The organism is Sphingomonas cynarae (genome assembly GCF_039537815.1).
In the GTDB taxonomy this organism is placed as follows: Bacteria; Pseudomonadota; Alphaproteobacteria; order Sphingomonadales; family Sphingomonadaceae; genus Sphingomonas; species Sphingomonas cynarae.
In genome coordinates this window covers 640,032-657,482 of record NZ_BAABBF010000002.1, presented here as the reverse complement: position 1 = coordinate 657,482, position 17,451 = coordinate 640,032, and the positions used below count along the sequence as shown (strand labels likewise).

The following is a 17,451-nucleotide window of genomic DNA, read 5'->3' as shown; positions in this document are numbered from 1 at the left end:
AGCGAATGGCGCGATGATGGCGAAGGCGATGGTCCTGATGCTGGGCGCGATCCTGCTCACGGCGTGCGACCGGCGCGCCAATTCGGGGCCGGTCGTCGTCAGCGCGATCGGCGATCCGCCTGTCTATCCGCCGCCGGGCACGGTACCCGGCCTGCCCGCCCGCGTGCTGCTGGATGCCACCGCCCAGGGGCTGGTCCGCTTCGATGCCGGCGGGCAGATCGAACCCGGCCTTGCCGAACGCTGGACGGTGATGGACGACGGGGCCAGCTATATCTTCCGCCTGCGCGAGGCCTATTGGGCCAGCGGCCGGCGGGTGACGGCGCAAGAAATCGTGCGTCTGCTGCGCCGTCGGCTGGCCGCGTCGGACAATCCCCTCGCCCCCTTCCTGACCGCCATCGACGAGATCGTGGTGATGACCCCGCAGGTGATCGAGATCCGCCTGAACCGGCCCCGCCCGGACCTGCTGAAGCTGTTCGCCCAGCCAGAAATGACACTGATCGCACGGTCGCCGCCATCGGGCAGCGGGCCGTTGCGGATCGTTCGGGCGGCAGCGAACGGGCGCATCGCCGCCTGGCTGCGCCCCGCCTTCGATCCGGGCCAGGCCGATCCCGACGACCAGCGCGAACTGCGCCCCGAACAGGATGTCAGCCTGATCGGTGAGCGTGCCGCGCGCGCCGTCGTCCGCTTCGCCCGGCGTAATTCTGATCTGGTCAGCGGCGGGACCCTGGCCGACTGGCCGCTGCTCGCCACGATCGATCTGCCGCGCACGTCGGTACGGCGTGACCCGGCGGCGGGGCTGTTCGGTCTGGCGATCGCTCGGCGCGACGGCTTCCTGGCCGATCCCGCCAACCGCACCGCGCTGTCCGCCGCGATCGATCGCGGCACCATCGTCGCCGCGATCGCCCCCGGCTGGGAAGCGACCGACCGGCTGCTGCCGGAGGCGCTCGATTCGGCCGCACCGCCACAGGTGCCCGACTGGACCCTGCTGACCATCGGCCAGCGGCAGGCCGCGGCACGGGCGCGGGTCGCGGCCTTCTCGCCGGTGCCGGTACGGCTCGCCATCGCGTTGCCGCCGGGGCCGGGAATGACGTTGCTATACGGGCAATTGGCGGCAGCGTGGCGAAGGATCGGCATCCTGCTCGACCGTGCCGGGCCAGACGATCCCGCCGACCTGCGCCTGATCGATGCGATCGCCCCTTATGACAGTGCCCGCTGGTATCTCGCCACCGCCTGCATGGCCTGTGGGGAACGGGCGACAGCGGCGCTGGAGGCAGCCAGGCTCGCCCCGACGACCACGGATCGCGGCGTGCGCCTCGCCGCTGCGGATGCCGCGATGAACGCCGATGCCGGCTTCATTCCGATCGCCCGTCCACTGCGCTGGTCGCTGGTTACGAACCGGCTGAGCGCGTGGCAGGCCAACCCCCGCGCATGGCATCCATTGAACCGGCTGCGCCCCGATCCCACCTGATCGTCCATGAAGACGACCGCGATGTTCGACCAGCTTCCCATCGACCGCGATGCCGCTGCGGTACGCCGCCGGGTCGAGGCGCTGGAACATCTGCTGGAACGGACGTTCACCCTGCCCGGCATCAACCGTCAGTTCGGGCTGGATTTCCTGATCGGGCTGGTGCCCGTGGTCGGCGATGCCGCCGCGGCGCTGATGGGTACATGGCTGGTGTGGGAAGCGCGCAATCTCGGCATGTCGAAATTCCAGATCGCGCGGATGATGGGCAATGTCGGCTTTGATGCCCTGATCGGTCTGGTGCCGCTGGTCGGCGATACGGCCGACTTCTTCTTCCGCTCCAACACCCGCAACCTGCGCATCATCCGCCGGCATCTCGACAAGCATCACCCCGGCACGGTGACCGTCGCCGCCTGATGATTACCGGCGCCCGCGCCAGATCTTGACCGACGCACCGTCCGCCAGCCCGCCCTGATGCGCCGGGCAGCGGGCGTGGGCAAACGCCTTGTCCAGGCACAGCCATATTTCGTCCAGCCAGCCCTGCCGATCGGCCGTGATCCGCATCATCGCCGGTGTCACACCCGGATTGGCAGCGGCGACCGCGATCGCCAGCCGCCCGGCCGTCAGCGGCCGCCGCGACAGCGCATCCATGTCGGGATAGCGCAGCCGACGATAGAGCGTGGTCGACTGCCGGAAATAGCGTTGGGGCGTATAGCCGGCCATGCAGGTGCCGTGCTTGGCCCATTCATGCTGCATCAACTGGGCGGATGGTGTCGCACACAGATTGGCGGCAATCACGGCCCGCGGCAGCAGCGGCGTCACCTGGCAATATTGCGGCCATTCCTTGCTGATACCGTCGGGCCACAGTCCGTGCAGCGTGAAGCCGAAGCGATTGCCCGCCGCACACTGGAACCGGGCGGCGGCACGGTCGCCATTCTCACGACAATATCGGGGCGCCCAGGTGATCGCCAGCGTATAGCCGCCGATCGGAACCACCCGTCGCGGCTGGCTGGCGGAGGGAAGGTCGGGCCGGGGCCGTGGCGCCGTGGCGGGCGCCGTGCAGGTCAGGGCCTGCCCGTTCGCCACCGCAGGCGCCATCACGGCCAGCGCCGCGATCAGGATCGACGACGGGCGCATCAGGCGAACTCCTCCGGCACGGTTGCTGCGAACCACGCCCGCGCACCTGGCCGGAACAGCAGCACGATGCCGACGATACCGAGCAGGGTCTGCGCCGTCGTGAGTACCCCGAACAGCCCCGGCGCCACCACGCCGCCCGCCACCTGGAACAGGAAACCGGCGATGTTGATCGCGGTGAGCACCACCAGCAGCCACAACGCCACGCGGCTGGCCCGCCGCGTCGTCAGATACAGCAGCAGGACCGTGATCCCGATCACCACGACATTGACAACCGCCGCCAGCACCACGCCCCCGGTGGCCACCGCCTCGTCCCAGCCGATGATCGCCAGCGCGATCGTCAGCAGGATCGACCCGGCATAGAGTTGCTCGCCCAGCTTCACCGAATTCGGCCGCATCGTCTTCCCCTTCTGGTCGGCGGGACGATAGCCGCTCCCTGCCGTCGCGCAATCAGGCGGCGGTAAAATCCAGTCCGATATCCACCGCTGGCGCGGATTGGGTCAGCCGCCCGACGCTGACATAGGTGACGCCCGTCGCCGCGATCGCCGCGATCGTATCGAGCCGGACGCCCCCGGACGCCTCGGTCGGTACCCGTCCGGCGACCAGCGCGACCGCATCCTGCAGCGTGGCGACATCCATGTTGTCGAGCAACAAGTGCGTCGCCCCAGCCGCCAGTGCCGGCTCGATCTGATCGATCCGGTCGACTTCGACGATGATCCGCGCGATCCCGGCACGCACCGCCTGCGCCACCGCCTCACCGATCCCGCCTGCGACCGCGACATGATTGTCCTTGATCATCGCCGCATCCCACAGACCCATGCGGTGATTGTCGGCGCCGCCCATCCGCGTCGCATATTTCTCCAGCACGCGCAGGCCGGGAATGGTCTTGCGCGTGTCGAGCAATGTCGCGCCCGTGCCCTGGATCGCATCGACATAGGATGCGGTCAGGGTGGCGACTCCGGACAGATGCTGCACGGTATTGAGCGCGCATCGTTCCGCGGTCAGCATTCCCCGTGCCAGACCCGACAGGTGCAACAGGGGTGTACCCGCCGCCACCCGGTCACCATCGCGCACCAGCCGCTCGATCACCACCGCCGGATCGAGTGCCCGGAAGAATGCCTCCGCGATCGCCAATCCTGCCACCGCCATCGGCTCGCGCGCAGCCATCACGCCGGTGAAGCGTGCCGCCGCCGGGATGACCGCTGCCGAAGTGACATCGCCCCCATCCCCCAGATCCTCCGCCAGGGTGCGGGCTACGAACGCATCGAGATCGAAGCCCGAAAGGGCGAAACCATCATGATCGGTGGCGCTGGCGGAAGGAAACATGGCGATATCCTGCGTTGGCTCGTTGGCAGGGCGGCCCGTGTCGCAGCCCCGGAAGCGGTGACGACGGGAGCCGGTCAAGTGGCTGTCGCAGCCGGGCCGGCTCGCATGGGTGTCAGTCGCCCGTCACCTTGGCCGGGCCCAGATCGCCTTGTCCGACCGTGCCGCCCGCCATCGCCAGCATCGCATCGAGGCTTTTCTTGGCCCTCAGCCGCAACCCTTCCTCCATCTCGATCCGCGGTTCCAGATCGCGGAGCGCCACGTACAGCTTCTCCATCGTGTTGAGCGCCATATACGGGCAGATGTTGCAGTTGCAGTTCCCATCCGCCCCCGGCGCGCCGATGAAGCGCTTGTGCGGCATCGCCTTTTCCATCTGATGGATGATGTGTGGCTCGGTCGCCACGATCAGCGTATCGCCCGGCATCGCATTGGCATATTCGAGAATGCCACGCGTCGAGCCGACATAATCGGCATGATCGAGGATCACCGCCGGGCATTCGGGATGTGCGGCGATCGGCGCGTCCGGGTGCTGTGTGCGCAGCTTCAGCAGTTCCGTTTCGGAAAATGCCTCGTGCACGATACATACGCCGGGCCAGAGCAGCATGTCGCGACCGGTCTTGCGCGCCAGATAGCCGCCCAGATTGCGATCGGGGCCGAAGATGATCTTCTGATCGAGCGGGATTTTGGCGAGAATCGCCTCCGCCGATGACGAAGTGACGATCACGTCGGACAGCGCCTTCACCTCGGCCGAGCAATTGATGTACGTCAGCGCGATGTGATCGGGATGCGCGGCGCGGAATGCGGCGAATTGATCGGGGGGGCAGCTGTCTTCCAGCGAGCAGCCGGCATCCATGTCGGGCAGGATCACGATCTTTTGTGGAGACAGTATCTTGGCCGTCTCCGCCATGAAGCGGACACCGCAGAACGCGATCACGTCCGCCTCGGTCGCCTGCGCCTTGCGGCTGAGATCCAGGCTGTCGCCGACGAAATCCGCGATGTCCTGCAATTCGGGCTTTTGATAATAATGTGCCAGAATCACCGCGTTGCGTTCCTTGCGGAGCCGATCGATCTCGCTGCGCAGGTCGATGCCGGATAGCTTGTCATGGTAAGTCATCACGGCGATGATGTAGGCCGCTGGCCGAAATCGTCCAGTATTTCCGTATCGACCGGATCAGGCCGGCACGGTTCGTCTTCGGAAGAATGACAGGCGATGCATATCTGTGACGATGACGGCCGCCGCGGTCCGGCGTCGCATACCAGGTCGCTGGCAAACCGTCGTTCCAAGGGTCCGGCCGCATGGGAACCCCGCTTCTCATACGCCACGATCCTATCGGATCGAATGATGGCCGTCGTCGCCGCCTGCTTCAAAAGGCGGTACCTACACCACGCCTGTGAACCATCGTGGCGGGTTGGACGTCATGACCGGATATCGACGCCCATGACGTCGCTATCCGGTCTGAAAGCGTCAAACCTTAGCGTGTCGCCAACGTAGTCGGCGCAAGACGCGCCATGCTGCGCTCGGCAATGGCATGGGACGACAAGGCGATACCGGAAGGCGTCAGGAGCGAGACGTTGGGCCGGTCCAGTACCTGCCGGTAGAGATCCTGTGCCGCCGTGGTCCGCCCGGTCTGCTGGTAGACCACGGCAAGGTTGAGCATCAGTTCGGGCCGGCGTGGGTAGATACGGCGCTCCGCCACCAGCGTCGCTTCCGCACCGTGAAGATCGCCCGCCGCGATCTGTTCGTGACCCAGCCGGTCCCCGGCCAAGGCCGGCGTCGCCACCATGGCTACCGCCAATGCGATCAAGGGCACACGCATCATCCTGTCTCCTGTCAGCTACACCGTCTGTTCGATGTTTCAGTTTTGTGACGGGATGGTGTCACTTCCGTGACGGTCAGGCAAGCGGTTTGTTATGGTGAAGGGACGCGGTCCAGCGACGGTGGCAGCACAACGAAAAAGGGCGGCCCCGAAGGACCGCCCTTTCCTGTTCTACCGATCGAACCAGCGATCAGAAATCGTTACGATACTGCTCGTTGCCGATGAAGCCGAGCTTGGTGATCGCAGAGCGCTTGATCTGCGCCAGCGTGCGATCCACCGCTTCGTAACGCGCATCCGGTGCGGGCTGGAAGTGGAGTTCGGGCTCGGGGTTCATGCTGGCGGACTGGTCCAGATACTGCCGCAAGGTAACCTCGGTCACCGGCGCACCATTCCAGGCCACTTCACCAGCGGCGTTGATCGTAATCTTGTTCTTTTCCGCATTCACCGGGTTCGGCTTGTTCTGCGAATTCTGCGGCAGATCGACCTTCACCGCGTGGGTCTGGATCGGGATGGTGATGATGAACATGATGAGGAGAACGAGCAGGACGTCGATCAACGGCGTCATGTTCATTTCCATCATCGGGTCGCCATCTTCTTTGCCACCGCTCATTGCCATTGCATGCTACTCCTAAATACGTCCGAGCGACCGTCAGCGTTCAGAGGTGCCGCCGGGGGGCGGCTCGGAAATGAAGCCGACGCGGGCAAAGCCGGCGCGCTGCATGGTATAGATGGTGCCGCCGATGCACTTGTACGGCGTGTTCACGTCGCCGCGAATATGCACCTCGGGCAGTTCGAGCCCCGCGGCGTTCACGCCACCCTGGCGATCGATCTCGGTCCGCAGCTTGGCCACACCGCGATCGAGCAGCTCGGTCGAGGTGACAGGTGTGAGGTTCCAATACACCGCGCAGCTACCGTCCGCATTGGTCGTCACCGCCAGCGAGACGTTCTCGGGCTTGGTCTGGGTCGGATCGAATTTGACCTCGGGGAGCTTCAATTGCACCGCCTGGACCGCGACGGTCGTCGTCACCAGGAAGATGATCAGGAGCACCAGCATGACGTCGACCAGCGGCGTCGTATTGATGTCCGATATCGATTTCTCGGTGGAATCTCCACCAACGCTCATCGCCATATCGTGGCAATCCTATGCTGGATGATCGCCGGCGAACGCCGCCAGCGAGCGCGTGGGGCCGCCACCGCGGCGGCCCCACGTCCGGTCGTCATACGCGGGTCTGGACGCCACCGGTCTGGCCGGCGGTGGTCGTCGTTGCCGTCGCCTTCACGGGCGCAGGCTTGGCCGTGCCGACCGACGGCGCGACCGGACGGACCGCACCGTTCGAGGCCAAGAAGCCCAGCACGTCGTTCGAGAAGGCCGACAGGTCCTCTGCAATCGCCTTGTTGCGACGCTGCAGCCAGTTGTACGACAGCACGGCCGGAACCGCGACGACAAGGCCGAGCGCGGTCATGATCAGCGCTTCGCCGACCGGACCTGCGACCTTGTCGATCGATGCCTGACCCGAAGCGCCGATCTTCACGAGCGCGCGATAGATGCCGATAACCGTACCGAACAGACCGATGAACGGCGAGACCGAACCGACCGTCGCAAGGAAGGCGAGACCGCCGCCCAGCTTCGAGTTGATCGCCGCTTCCGAACGCGCCAGCGAGCCGTGCAGCCAGTCATGCGCCTCGACCGGATCGGTCAGCCGCGTGTGCTGCTCCTGCGCAGCCAGACCATCGTCGACGACCTGCTTGTAGGCCGAGTTCTTCTCAAGCTTGGCCGAACCCTCGCGCAGCGAGTTGGACTGCCAGAAGCCCTGACGGACGCGCTTGGCCTGGTTCATGATCTTCTGCTGCTCGAACAGCTTCGAGAACAGGATGTAGAACGACACGATCGACATCAGCACCAGGATCGCGAACACGGACTGCGAAATCAGTCCGCCTTCGCGAAGCGCGGCGGCGAGGCCATACGGGTTGGCATCGGCGCCTGCGGCCGCGCCGCCTGCGGCGAGAATGGTGGTGAACATGGTAGCGAGATCCTCTGGCTAAATCGGTAGAATATGGGGTGGTGGCACGGCGCGAATTGCGCCGTGCGCATCACTGGGCAGGCATTTTCCACGTCACGCGGCGCGACGAACTCGACCGCATGGGATTGCCCGACTGATCGAGTGCCGGCGAGTAGCGGCCGCGACGGGTGATCGCCTGGCATGCCGCCCGGTCGAGTGCGGCGGAACCGCTCGACGAGGTCACGCGGCAATTCTCCACACGGCCCTGGGCATTGATGTCCCAGGCGATGCCGGTGGTGCCTTCTTCCTCGGCACGCAGCGAGCTCGGCGGATAATCGTCGGTGGAAATCCACTCGGCCGGATTACCCTTCGCACCAGCAGCCTTGCTGACCACGGGCGCGGGAGGCGCGGGTGGAGCGGGCGGCGCAGGCGGAGCCGGCGGCGCCGTGGGCTGCGACGGCGGGATGATCGACGACGTGTTGATCGGCGGCGCAGGCACCGGCGACGCGATGATCGGCGGCGGCACGACGACCGTGGTCGGCGGCGGCGGCAGGTTCGGCTGATCAGGCGGCGGCGGCGGCGGCTCGTCCGGCGGCGGCGGCGGCGGCGGCGGCTCGACGTCGAAGGTGTTGAGATCAGTCGTCACCTTCTTCACGTACTGGTACGCAAGACCGGTGACGAAGGCGTAACCAAGCACGGCATGGATGAGCGCGACGATCACGATCGCGACCACCTTGCCACTGCTCATCTTCTGGTCAACGTAGGCCATTCAGCAACGACACTCCCAATTTCCGCACCGGAAGGCCGCCACAAATCGGACACGAAGGTCCGTTTCGAAGGGGGCGTCCGGCAACAGCTGACCGAATTCCTAACGTCCGCTGCATCGCCACGCAAACGCTTTGTCAGCGCAACAAACGCACAGGCGTGCCAACGTTGGATAATTCTATGTCGTTCAGGGCTTTTTGCGGTAGCAGAGGAACTATGGAAATGATGCGCCGCCTGCTGCTTTGCACCCTGCCCGCGATCGTCGGAATCGCGCCGCCCGCCTTCGCGTCCGCCACACAATCGCCGGATTCGCGCCCTGCTTCCGCCGCGGTCGATCCCGCCATTCCGAGTCCCGCCGGGCCGACCTATGCCGACCTGGTCGACCTGACGCTCGCCAGTCCGGTGATCGCCGACGCGACGATCCGGTCCACCACGCGGATCAAGGGCGCGGAGGCGGCCGGCGTGGCGGCGGACCGCCAGCGGCTGTATGTAGAGGCGGACGTCACCGCGCTCGTCCGCGGTCAGGCGGGGCTGCCGCCCCGGATCGGCTACCTTCTCGATACGCCGACCGATGCGCGCGGCCGTGCACCGAAGCTGAAAAAGGCGCGTGTACTGTTGTTCGCGCGGCCGGTCGCCAATCTCGCTGGTCAGGTTCAGTTGTCTGCGCCCGATGCAATGCTGCCCTGGTCGCCCGCGATCGACGGCCAGATCCGCGCCATCGCCCGCGCCGTGGTGGCAAACGACGCGCCGCCCGCAATCACCGGCATCGGTAATGCCTTCCACGTCCCCGGCGCGCTGCCCGGCGAAGGCGAGACCCAGATATTCGTGATCGCGGCGGGCGGACGACCGGTATCGCTGTCTATCCTTCGCCGCCCCGGTGAACAGCCGCGCTGGGCGGTCGCGCTGAGCGAGATCGTCGACGAGGCTGCAGGGCCGCCGGCAAAGGATACGCTGCTATGGTATCGACTGGCCTGCGGCCTGCCTGCCGCCCTGCCCGATGCCGCGACGGCACAGCTCGATCCGGCCAATGCCGCGATCGCGCGGGAGGATTACGGATTCGTGCTGGCGCAGCTGGGCCCGTGCGACCGTCGTCGCGGCGGCGCGGCCACGGTCAGCGCAGCACCATGACCTGCCCGGTCACCGCCGGAGCCGAGGCCAGATAGCCGACCGCCCCGGCAATGGCGGCGACGTCGGTAGTGGCGCCCGGCTCTACCGCGTTGATCCGCATCGGCGCCCGTTCCAGCGCCAGCGCCACCACCGCCGCACGGGCCAGCGCCAGCGCGGTCGGATTGCGGCCCGGCCGGATCACGACCACCGCCGAGTCGCCGGACAGGGCACGGATCAGTTCGACCGCGTCGTCGCCCGGTTCCAGCACGACCGGGGCGGGCACGACACCCGCCGGGCCGGCGGCGGCGATCACCGCCGGTGGCGGATCAGGGTGATGCCGATCGATTCGCCGGCCTCCGCGATCGCCAGCTTGACGATCTTCACCGTCACCGCCAGCACACGCTCATCCTGCAGGAATAGCGTATCGCAGATATGCTCCGCCACCGCCTCGACCAGCGTGAAATGGACGCCGGCCGGCAAGGCCGTGGAAGCGGCATGTTTCAGGTCGAGATAATTTTTCGACGCGGACAACGGCGTATCCGGTGTGAACCGGTCGGGACACCGCATGTCCACCGTCAGCGAGATGCGCAGCGGCTGCGGCAGATGCGTCTCTTCGGAATAGATGCCGGTGAGAATGGGAACCTCGATGTCATGGACTTCGAGCTGGAGGCGATCGGTCATGCCTCGCCCTCTACCAGACCGGCGGCGTCGCGAAACCCCATGACCCGGACTTGCGTTGCCGGCCATCCCCGCTACAGCGCCCGCGCCTTTCCGAGGATCGATCATGCTGACGGCCGCCACGACGATCGCGCCGCTCCGCCCGGAGCATCTGCCCGTGGTGGAGGCATTGCTGGACCGCGCGTTCGGGCCGGCCCGCCATGGTCGCACCGCCTATCTGGTGCGGGGCGCCGCGCAGGCGATCGAGGGGCTGGGTTTCGTCGCGCTCGATGGCGACCGAATGCCGATCGGGTCGATTCAGTGCTGGCCGATCGCGCTGGCCGGAGATGACGGCGTCGTCCATCCGCTGGTGATGCTGGGGCCGGTGGCGGTCGACCCGGATCGGCAGCAGGGCGGGATCGGCCGGCGGCTGACCGAGGCGGCGCTGGAGGCGGCGGCGACGCTGGGGCTGGACGGTGCGATGATGCTGATCGGCGACCCGGAATATTATGCCCGCTTCTTCGGCTTTTCGGCGGCGCGCACCGGGCGGTGGCGGCTGCCCGGCCCGGTCGAGCGGCACCGGTTGCTGGCGCGGGGCGAACGGGTGCCCGATGCCGCCGGGATGCTGGGGCCACGATAGGCTTTGCGGCGAAGGCTTTACGGGGGCGGCTTCCCCGCCTACCGCCCGGATCATGCCGATGGAGCCGTTGCCCGATCTCGCCGCCCTGAGCCTGCCGGAGATCGTCCGGCTGGTCGAGCAACGCCGGCTGCCGCCGGTCGACCAGTGGAATCCGGCGCATTGCGGCGACAGCGAGATGCGGATCGCGCGCGACGGTACCTGGTTCCATCAGGGCTCGCCGATCGGCCGCCCGGCGATGGTGCGGCTGTTCTCCACCGTGCTGCGGCGTGAACCCGATGGCGGTCACGTACTGGTCACCCCGATCGAGAAGCTGGCGATCGAGGTAGAGGACGCGCCGTTCGTCGCCACCGCGATGAAGGTGGAGGGCAGCGGCAACACGATGCGCCTGGCCTTCCAGCTCAACACAGGCGATCTCGTCACCGCCGGGGAGGCTCATCCGCTGCGATTCGCGGGGGAGGCCGATGCGCCCCGCCCCTATCTGCACGTGCGCGGCGGGCTGGAGGCGCTGGTCGCCCGCCCGGTCTATTACGAACTGGCCGATCTGGCGCTGGCCGGCGACGGGCCGGTGCCAGGGGTATGGAGCGACGGAGTCTTCTTCCCCGTCGCGGCGGCATGACGCTGGTCGAGCGGCTGGGGGCGGCGCTGGCGCGGCCGCCATCGGGTGACCTGACCACGGGTGACTTCGCCGATCTGGCGAGTGAACCGGCGGGGCCGTGGACCGCGGCGGCGGTGCTGGTCGCGATCACCGACCGTGCCGATCCCGGCGTCATCCTGACGCAGCGCACCGACACGCTCCGCCACCATGCCGGGCAGGTCGCCTTTCCCGGCGGCCGGGTCGATCCCGGCGAAACCGCGGTCGATGCGGCGTTGCGCGAGGCGGAGGAGGAGATCGCCCTGCCCCGCGCCATGGTGACGCTGGTCGGCGCGGTCGATCGCTATCGCACCGGTTCCGGATTCGAGATCACGCCCGTGCTGGGGGTGATCCCGCCCGACCTGCCGCTCGTCCCTGCCGAGGCGGAAGTGGCGAGCGTGTTCGAGGTGCCGCTGGGCTTCCTGCTCGACCCCCTTCATCACCACCCCGGCCGCGGCGTGTGGCGGGGCGAGGAACGACGGTTCGTCGAGATACCCTGGCAGGGGCGGCGCATCTGGGGGGCGACCGCGGCGATGCTGGTCAACCTGTCGCGGCGGCTGGCATGGACCTGATCCTGCCCGACGCCGCGTGGCGCCATCGCGAAGGGCTGGCGACGCTGGCAGAGGCGCTGGGTGCCGGACCGGGCGCTGAATCGGGGGGGGCGCGGTTCGTGGGCGGCGCGGTGCGCGATACGCTGCTGGGGCTGGATGTCGCCGATGTCGACATCGCCACCCGCCATCCTCCCGAGGAAGTGCTGGCGCGGCTGCGCGCGGCGGCGATCCGGGCAGTGCCGACCGGGCTGGCGCATGGCACCATCACCGCGGTGCTGCCCGACGGCCCGGTCGAGGTGACGACGCTGCGCCGCGATGTCGCCACCGATGGCCGTCATGCCGAGGTCGCCTTCACCGACGACTGGCGCGAGGATGCCGCCCGCCGCGATTTCACGATGAACGCGCTCTACGCCGATCCCGTGACCGGCCGGATCGACGATTATTTCGACGGACTGGCCGATCTGGCGGCCGGTCGTGTCCGCTTCATCGGCTCCGCCTTGCAACGGATCGCCGAGGATCATCTGCGCATCCTGCGCTTCTTCCGCTTCCATGCCCGGTTCGGCACCGCGATCGATGCCGAGGGGCTGGACGCCTGCACCGCGCGCGCCAACGATCTGATGGCCCTGTCGCGCGAACGGATCGCGAGCGAATTGCTGAAATTGCTCGTCGCGCCGGGCGCGGTGACGGTGATCGCGCTGATGGTCGAGCGCGGCATCCTGGCGGCGGTGCTGCCGGAGATCGACGGGGCGGGGGCGGATCGGCTGGCGGCACTGGCGACGCGGGAAGCGGCAGCGGGCGTTGCCGCCGATCCGGTTCGCCGACTCGCCGCGCTGGTGCCGCCGGGGGCGGCGGAGCCGGTCGGGGCGCGGCTGAAACTGTCCAACGCGCATCGCAAGCGGTTGATTGCCGCGACCGCGGGTTCGGGGGACGAAGGGCCGCAGGCGCTCGCCTATCGCCATGGCGTGGAAGGAGCGATCGACCGGCTGTTGCTGGCGGGGGACGATCCGGCACCGGTCCTTGGATGGACGCCACCGCGATTGCCGATCGGCGGCGGTGCGCTGGTTGCGCGCGGGCTGGGCCGGGGGCCGGACGTGGCGGCGGCGCTGCGGGCGGTCGAGACGCGCTGGATCGCGGAAGGCTTCCCCGACGATCAGCGGGTCGCGGCGATCGCCGATGAGGTTGCCGGGCGCGACGCCAGCAGCATCGCGAGCGCTGCGTCGGATTCCAGCGGCCTGGCGTAGAAATAACCCTGGCCGTTGGTGCAGCCCAGCGCCGCAAGCGTCTGGCTGAGTTCGGTCGTCTCCACCCCTTCGGCGGTGGTCTGCATCCCCAGCGCCTGCGCCAGCGACAGGATCGCCCGCACGATCGCCACCTTGTCGCGATCGGCCAGCATCCCGGTCACGAACGAACGGTCGATCTTCAGGATATCGATCGGCAGGCTCTGCAGATAGGCGAGGTTCGAATAGCCGGTCCCGAAATCGTCCATCGCCAGCTTGCAGCCCAGCGCCTTCAGCGCGTGCATCGTCTGGGCGACGCGATCGGGATCGGAGACGATCGCGCTTTCGGTGAGCTCCAGTGAAAACCGGTCGCCGGTCAGACCATGGCGCCGCAGCGCATCGCCCACCACGGGGGCGACGATATCACGCTGCATCTGGATCGCCGACAGGTTCACCGCCAGTCGCGCCCCGCAATGGCCGCCCGCCTGCCGGTCCCAGTCGGCCAGCGTCCGTGCCGCCTCGTCGATCGCCCAGCGACCGAGGGGAACGATCAACCCCGATTCCTCCGCGACCGGGATGAACGACACCGGGCTATGCTCGGTCCCGTCCACATCGGTCCAGCGGGCCAGCGCCTCGAACGAGGCGATCGCCCCGGTCGCCAGATCACAGATTGGTTGATAGGCGAGACGCAGGCGGCGCTGCTCGATCGCGTGGCGCAGCGCGGTTTCCATCGCGAACTGGCTGCGTGCCTCGGCGAAGATATGGGTCTGGTGGGTTTCGATCCGGCCGCTCCCCTTGCACCGCTTGGTCGCGAGCTGGGCGTGGCGGATCAGGTCGTCGGGGTCGTCGCTGTCCGCGCCGAAGGCGATACCGACCGCACAATCGACGCTGATTTCCAGATCGGTCAGCCGGAACGGCGCGCTGAGCGTGCGCCGGATCCGCTCGCCCAGTTCGTCCGCTTCCTCCCGCGATTCGTCGATCGTCAGCAGGATGCCGAATTCGTCGCCGCCGATCCGGGCCAGCGTGTCACGCGCCCGCAACGCGCCCTTCATCCGGCGGGCGACGGTGATGAGCAATTCATCCCCGGCGAGGCTGCCGAGACAGGCATTGATCCGTCCGAACCGGGCGAGATCGACGACGAGGACGGCATAGCGTGCCCGGTCGTCGGACACCGCCTCGACCAGATCACCGAACCCTTCGCGGTTGGGCAGGCCGGTCAGGCTGTCGCTGGTCATCTCGCGGCGCAGGCTGCGTTCGGTATGATGTTGCGAGGTTTGGTCGATCAGCGTGAGCAGGAAGTTGCTTCGTTCCACGGGCGAGCCGCGCGCGATCGTGATGCGGTAGTAACGGCAGTCGATCGCCTCGCCCATTCGCCAGTCGAAATCGCAATGCAGCCGTTCCGAGTGGGTCAGCCGGTCGAGATAGGGCAGCAGCGCGGCCATCATCGTCGGCCCCGCCGCCGCCATGTCCAGACCCGCCGCCCGGCAGGCGCGGTTGGCCGCGGTGATCGTCCAGCCCCCCGCATCATCGCCGCGCGACAGTTCGAGCACCGGTACCGGCATCAGGTCCAGACAGGACGCCAGCCATGCCAGGGGGACACCCGGCGGGACGGGATCGTCGAGGGAGGCACTGGCCATGACCCCGCTCTAATGACGGTTGGTTAAAATGCCCTGAAACCCCGCATCACCCGATCATGCAAATCGATTGTCGCGGGGAAAGCCGGTCGGCGGCATCCGCCCCGCCGCGCCGCGCGCGGTACGCCATGCCGACAGGTCGGTTTCGGTACGCACCCGGCCCGTCTCTCCCTTCATCGTCCAGCTAAGGCCCTCTGCAAAGACGAAGGTCTTGGCATCCGACAGGCCGCCGTCGCGGAACCGCTGCAACTGCAACCCCTGCCCCCGCGTCATCTCGACCAGTTCGGCGAGCGGGAAGACCAGCATCTTGCGGTTGTCGCCGATCGCCGCGACATAATCGTCGGCCGGCGCGACCGGACGCACGATCTTCAGCAGCGCGCCGGCACGCGGCGTCATCACCGCCTTGCCCTTGCGTGTCTCCGCGATCGTCTCCGCCACGGGCACGATGAAGCCGCGCCCGTCGCTGGCGGCGAGCAGCAACCGCTGCTGGCGCGACGCGGGCACGAACGCGACGACGCGGACATTGCCGTCGAGGTCGATCATCGCGCGCACCGGTTCGCCGAAACCGCGTCCGCCGGGCAGCTTGTCGGCGGCCAGCGTGAAGAACCGGCCATTCTCCGCCGCCAGCAGCAGTTTGTCGGTGGTCTGCGCGTGAAAGGCGAAGGCGGGGCCGTCGCCCTCCTTGAACTTCAGCGTGTCGGCGGCGGTCAGGTCGGAATGACCGCGCATCGCCCTGATCCAGCCACGCTGCGACAGGATGACGGTGATCGGCTCGCGTTCGATCATCGCTTCCAGCGGGATGTCGCGGGTGGGCGCCGCCTCCTCGATCGTGGTGCGGCGCTTGCCGAGCGGCGTTTCGGGGCCATAGCGGTCGCGGACCTTGCGCAGGTCGCGCTTCATCCGCGTCTTCTGCTTGGCGGGGCTGTCGATCAGCGCGGTCAGGTCGGCGCGTTCCTTGTCGAGGCCGTCGCGCTCCTTCCTGATCTGGAACTCCTCCAGCCGGCGCAGGCTGCGCAGCCGCATGTTCAGGATCGCCTCCGCCTGCCGGTCGTTCAGCGCGAACTCGTCGATCATCACCGCCTTGGGCTCGTCCTCCGTCCGGATGATCTCGATGACGCGATCGAGATTGAGATAGGCGATCAGATAACCGTCGAGCAGATCAATCCGGTCGGCGATCCTGGCCAGCCGGTGGCGGGTGCGGCGGTCGAGGACGATGAACTGATGCTCGACCCAGGCATATAGCGCGTCGCGCAGGCCCATTACCCGCGGCGTGCGGGCATGGTCGAGCACGTTCAGGTTGAGCGGCACGCGGGTTTCGAGATCGGTCAGGCGGAACAGCCCGTCCATCATCACCTGCGCATCGACGGTGCGCGACCGTGGTTCGAGGACGATGCGGACCTCCGCGTCCGATTCGTCGCGCACATCGGCCAGGATCGGCAGCTTGCGATCGTTGATGAGCGCGGCGATCTGTTCGATCAGCTTGCCCTTCTGCACGCCATAAGGAATCTCGGCGATCACCGCCTGCCAGCCGCCGCCCTTCTCCCGCTCGATGCTCCAGCGCGCGCGCACCCGGAAACTGCCGCGCCCGGTGCGATAGGATTCGGCGATCACCGCCGGGGGATCGACGACGAGACCGCCGGTCGGGAAATCGGGGCCGGTGACGTGATCCAGCACGTTGGCGGCGGCATCGTCGACCAGCGCGATCGCGGCATCGAGCAGTTCGGCGGCATTGTGCGGCGGGATCGAAGTGGCCATGCCGACCGCGATGCCGGCGGCGCCGTTGGCCAGCAGGTTGGGGAACAGGCCGGGGAACAGTTCCGGCTCCTGTTCCTCGCCATTATAGGTCGGGCGGTAACCGACCGCATCCTCGTCCAGCCCGTCCATCAGGTCGATCGCGACCTGCGTCAGCCGGGCTTCGGTATAGCGATAGGCGGCGGCGTTATCGCCGTCGATGTTGCCGAAATTGCCCTGCCCGTCGACCAGCGGATAGCGCAGCGCGAAATCCTGCGCGAGGCGGACCATCGCGTCATAGACGGACTGGTCGCCATGCGGGTGGTATTTGCCGATCACGTCGCCGACGACGCGGGCGCATTTCTTGTACCCCGAGGCCGGGTCCAGTTTCAGCAGCCGCATCGCCCAGAGCAGGCGGCGATGCACGGGTTTCAGCCCGTCGCGCACATCGGGCAGCGAGCGGGCAGTGATCGTCGACAACGCATAGACGAGGTAACGCTCCGACAGGGCACTGTCGAAGGGAGCGTCGAAGATGCCGATCGGCGTGTCGGGGCCGGTGAGTTCGGTCGCCATATGTTCCGCTTTCATAGCAGCAACCGCCGCCGCGGCAAGCCCGGCGGACGCGGTGGAAAGTCACACCCGGCAGGTGTGGAAAGTCACGAACGTCGCATCCTACAGGGGGTGCGGGCCAGCGGGGTGCGTGCGCCGCCATGCCCCCGGCCGGGGCGACGGGTCTGGATGGCAGGGCGGGGGTAGATCAGCATGACCGCCCCCTTGCGCCT

At 67.6% G+C, this 17,451-nt stretch carries 20 protein-coding genes; 7 read left to right on the top strand and 13 right to left on the bottom strand.

What is annotated here, in order from left to right:
• Window positions 1–16: 16 nt before the first annotated feature.
• Window positions 17–1,468 (top strand): ABC transporter substrate-binding protein, encoded by a 1,452-nt coding sequence (locus ABD719_RS06340; RefSeq protein ID WP_344692514.1) that lies wholly within the window; start codon window positions 17–19, stop codon window positions 1,466–1,468.
• 6 nt (window positions 1,469–1,474) lie between these two features.
• Window positions 1,475–1,879: a DUF4112 domain-containing protein gene (locus ABD719_RS06335; protein WP_344692513.1), complete on the top strand. Its 405-nt coding sequence runs from the start codon at window positions 1,475–1,477 to the stop codon at window positions 1,877–1,879.
• A 3-nt stretch (window positions 1,880–1,882) separates the two neighbouring features.
• Here ABD719_RS06335 and ABD719_RS06330 read toward each other — a convergent pair whose 3' ends face one another.
• From ABD719_RS06330 to ABD719_RS06290, 9 genes are all read right to left on the bottom strand, one after another.
• Entirely contained in the window at window positions 1,883–2,599 is a 717-nt protein-coding gene (locus ABD719_RS06330; RefSeq protein WP_344692512.1) for a ribonuclease T2 family protein, read from the bottom strand.
• Window positions 2,599–2,994 carry a hypothetical protein gene (locus ABD719_RS06325; protein WP_344692511.1) on the bottom strand — a complete coding sequence of 132 codons (396 nt, stop codon included), beginning with the start codon at window positions 2,992–2,994 and terminating at the stop codon, window positions 2,599–2,601. The genes ABD719_RS06330 and ABD719_RS06325 overlap by 1 nt, the downstream gene beginning before the upstream one ends.
• A 52-nt stretch (window positions 2,995–3,046) precedes the next feature.
• A complete protein-coding gene (gene nadC, locus ABD719_RS06320; protein WP_344692510.1) occupies window positions 3,047–3,922 on the bottom strand; it encodes a carboxylating nicotinate-nucleotide diphosphorylase in 876 nt (291 codons plus the stop codon).
• Between the two features lie 112 nt (window positions 3,923–4,034).
• Entirely contained in the window at window positions 4,035–5,033 is a 999-nt protein-coding gene (gene nadA, locus ABD719_RS06315) for a quinolinate synthase NadA (protein ID WP_344692509.1), read from the bottom strand.
• A 358-nt stretch (window positions 5,034–5,391) separates the two neighbouring features.
• Window positions 5,392–5,739 (bottom strand): tetratricopeptide repeat protein, encoded by a 348-nt coding sequence (locus tag ABD719_RS06310; protein WP_344692508.1) that lies wholly within the window; start codon window positions 5,737–5,739, stop codon window positions 5,392–5,394.
• A 187-nt stretch (window positions 5,740–5,926) separates the two neighbouring features.
• Window positions 5,927–6,352, bottom strand: a complete 426-nt coding sequence (locus ABD719_RS06305) for an ExbD/TolR family protein (protein ID WP_344692507.1) — start codon at window positions 6,350–6,352, stop codon at window positions 5,927–5,929.
• Between the two features lie 33 nt (window positions 6,353–6,385).
• Window positions 6,386–6,865 (bottom strand): ExbD/TolR family protein, encoded by a 480-nt coding sequence (locus tag ABD719_RS06300; RefSeq protein ID WP_344692506.1) that lies wholly within the window; start codon window positions 6,863–6,865, stop codon window positions 6,386–6,388.
• 88 nt (window positions 6,866–6,953) lie between these two features.
• Window positions 6,954–7,757: a MotA/TolQ/ExbB proton channel family protein gene (locus tag ABD719_RS06295; protein ID WP_344692505.1), complete on the bottom strand. Its 804-nt coding sequence runs from the start codon at window positions 7,755–7,757 to the stop codon at window positions 6,954–6,956.
• Window positions 7,758–7,827: 70 nt separating this feature from the next.
• Window positions 7,828–8,505: an energy transducer TonB gene (locus ABD719_RS06290; protein WP_192126177.1), complete on the bottom strand. Its 678-nt coding sequence runs from the start codon at window positions 8,503–8,505 to the stop codon at window positions 7,828–7,830.
• Between the two features lie 212 nt (window positions 8,506–8,717).
• Here ABD719_RS06290 and ABD719_RS06285 point away from each other — a divergent pair, with 212 nt between their 5' ends.
• Window positions 8,718–9,629 carry a hypothetical protein gene (locus tag ABD719_RS06285; RefSeq protein WP_425567116.1) on the top strand — a complete coding sequence of 304 codons (912 nt, stop codon included), beginning with the start codon at window positions 8,718–8,720 and terminating at the stop codon, window positions 9,627–9,629.
• On the opposite strand, the gene ABD719_RS06280 is transcribed toward ABD719_RS06285, so the two are convergent.
• Complete coding sequence (locus tag ABD719_RS06280) at window positions 9,613–9,921, bottom strand: Rossmann fold domain-containing protein (protein WP_344692504.1); 309 nt, start codon at window positions 9,919–9,921, stop codon at window positions 9,613–9,615. The genes ABD719_RS06285 and ABD719_RS06280 overlap by 17 nt on opposite strands.
• A complete protein-coding gene (locus tag ABD719_RS06275) occupies window positions 9,918–10,289 on the bottom strand; it encodes a dihydroneopterin aldolase (RefSeq protein WP_344692503.1) in 372 nt (123 codons plus the stop codon). Before ABD719_RS06275 ends, ABD719_RS06280 begins: the two co-directional genes overlap by 4 nt.
• 103 nt (window positions 10,290–10,392) lie before the next feature.
• Here ABD719_RS06275 and ABD719_RS06270 point away from each other — a divergent pair, with 103 nt between their 5' ends.
• Genes ABD719_RS06270 through ABD719_RS06255 form a run of 4 tightly spaced genes read left to right on the top strand, consistent with a single transcriptional unit; the run spans window position 10,393 to window position 13,328 of the window.
• Window positions 10,393–10,905: a GNAT family N-acetyltransferase gene (locus ABD719_RS06270; RefSeq protein WP_344692502.1), complete on the top strand. Its 513-nt coding sequence runs from the start codon at window positions 10,393–10,395 to the stop codon at window positions 10,903–10,905.
• A 52-nt stretch (window positions 10,906–10,957) separates the two neighbouring features.
• On the top strand, window positions 10,958–11,521 hold the full coding sequence (locus tag ABD719_RS06265) for a DUF1285 domain-containing protein (RefSeq protein ID WP_344692501.1): 564 nt from the start codon (window positions 10,958–10,960) through the stop codon (window positions 11,519–11,521).
• Window positions 11,518–12,108 (top strand): CoA pyrophosphatase, encoded by a 591-nt coding sequence (locus tag ABD719_RS06260; RefSeq protein WP_344692500.1) that lies wholly within the window; start codon window positions 11,518–11,520, stop codon window positions 12,106–12,108. Before ABD719_RS06265 ends, ABD719_RS06260 begins: the two co-directional genes overlap by 4 nt.
• Window positions 12,099–13,328, top strand: coding sequence for a CCA tRNA nucleotidyltransferase (locus tag ABD719_RS06255; protein WP_344692499.1), 1,230 nt, complete (start codon window positions 12,099–12,101; stop codon window positions 13,326–13,328). The genes ABD719_RS06260 and ABD719_RS06255 overlap by 10 nt, the downstream gene beginning before the upstream one ends.
• Here the strand turns inward: ABD719_RS06255 and ABD719_RS06250 are convergent.
• On the bottom strand, window positions 13,238–14,941 hold the full coding sequence (locus tag ABD719_RS06250) for a putative bifunctional diguanylate cyclase/phosphodiesterase (RefSeq protein WP_344692498.1): 1,704 nt from the start codon (window positions 14,939–14,941) through the stop codon (window positions 13,238–13,240). The two genes, ABD719_RS06255 and ABD719_RS06250, sit on opposite strands and share 91 nt — an antisense overlap.
• Window positions 14,942–14,995: 54 nt before the next feature.
• Window positions 14,996–17,242: a DNA topoisomerase IV subunit A gene (gene parC, locus ABD719_RS06245; protein WP_344692497.1), complete on the bottom strand. Its 2,247-nt coding sequence runs from the start codon at window positions 17,240–17,242 to the stop codon at window positions 14,996–14,998.
• Window positions 17,243–17,451: the final 209 nt, after the last annotated feature.

Excerpts from the sequence above, each read along its gene's own strand:
- ABD719_RS06340 (WP_344692514.1), top strand. The coding sequence starts at position 17 with ATGGCGAAGGCGATGGTCCTGATGCTGGGCGCGATCCTGCTCACGGCG.
- ABD719_RS06335 (WP_344692513.1), top strand. The coding sequence starts at position 1,475 with ATGAAGACGACCGCGATGTTCGACCAGCTTCCCATCGACCGCGATGCC.
- ABD719_RS06330 (WP_344692512.1), bottom strand. The coding sequence starts at position 2,599 with ATGCGCCCGTCGTCGATCCTGATCGCGGCGCTGGCCGTGATGGCGCCT.
- ABD719_RS06325 (WP_344692511.1), bottom strand. The coding sequence starts at position 2,994 with ATGCGGCCGAATTCGGTGAAGCTGGGCGAGCAACTCTATGCCGGGTCG.
- nadC (WP_344692510.1), bottom strand. The coding sequence starts at position 3,922 with ATGTTTCCTTCCGCCAGCGCCACCGATCATGATGGTTTCGCCCTTTCG.
- nadA (WP_344692509.1), bottom strand. The coding sequence starts at position 5,033 with ATGACTTACCATGACAAGCTATCCGGCATCGACCTGCGCAGCGAGATC.
- ABD719_RS06310 (WP_344692508.1), bottom strand. The coding sequence starts at position 5,739 with ATGATGCGTGTGCCCTTGATCGCATTGGCGGTAGCCATGGTGGCGACG.
- ABD719_RS06305 (WP_344692507.1), bottom strand. The coding sequence starts at position 6,352 with ATGGCAATGAGCGGTGGCAAAGAAGATGGCGACCCGATGATGGAAATG.
- ABD719_RS06300 (WP_344692506.1), bottom strand. The coding sequence starts at position 6,865 with ATGGCGATGAGCGTTGGTGGAGATTCCACCGAGAAATCGATATCGGAC.
- ABD719_RS06295 (WP_344692505.1), bottom strand. The coding sequence starts at position 7,757 with ATGTTCACCACCATTCTCGCCGCAGGCGGCGCGGCCGCAGGCGCCGAT.
- ABD719_RS06290 (WP_192126177.1), bottom strand. The coding sequence starts at position 8,505 with ATGGCCTACGTTGACCAGAAGATGAGCAGTGGCAAGGTGGTCGCGATC.
- ABD719_RS06285 (WP_425567116.1), top strand. The coding sequence starts at position 8,718 with ATGGAAATGATGCGCCGCCTGCTGCTTTGCACCCTGCCCGCGATCGTC.
- ABD719_RS06275 (WP_344692503.1), bottom strand. The coding sequence starts at position 10,289 with ATGACCGATCGCCTCCAGCTCGAAGTCCATGACATCGAGGTTCCCATT.
- ABD719_RS06270 (WP_344692502.1), top strand. The coding sequence starts at position 10,393 with ATGCTGACGGCCGCCACGACGATCGCGCCGCTCCGCCCGGAGCATCTG.
- ABD719_RS06265 (WP_344692501.1), top strand. The coding sequence starts at position 10,958 with ATGCCGATGGAGCCGTTGCCCGATCTCGCCGCCCTGAGCCTGCCGGAG.
- ABD719_RS06260 (WP_344692500.1), top strand. The coding sequence starts at position 11,518 with ATGACGCTGGTCGAGCGGCTGGGGGCGGCGCTGGCGCGGCCGCCATCG.
- ABD719_RS06255 (WP_344692499.1), top strand. The coding sequence starts at position 12,099 with ATGGACCTGATCCTGCCCGACGCCGCGTGGCGCCATCGCGAAGGGCTG.
- ABD719_RS06250 (WP_344692498.1), bottom strand. The coding sequence starts at position 14,941 with ATGGCCAGTGCCTCCCTCGACGATCCCGTCCCGCCGGGTGTCCCCCTG.
- parC (WP_344692497.1), bottom strand. The coding sequence starts at position 17,242 with ATGGCGACCGAACTCACCGGCCCCGACACGCCGATCGGCATCTTCGAC.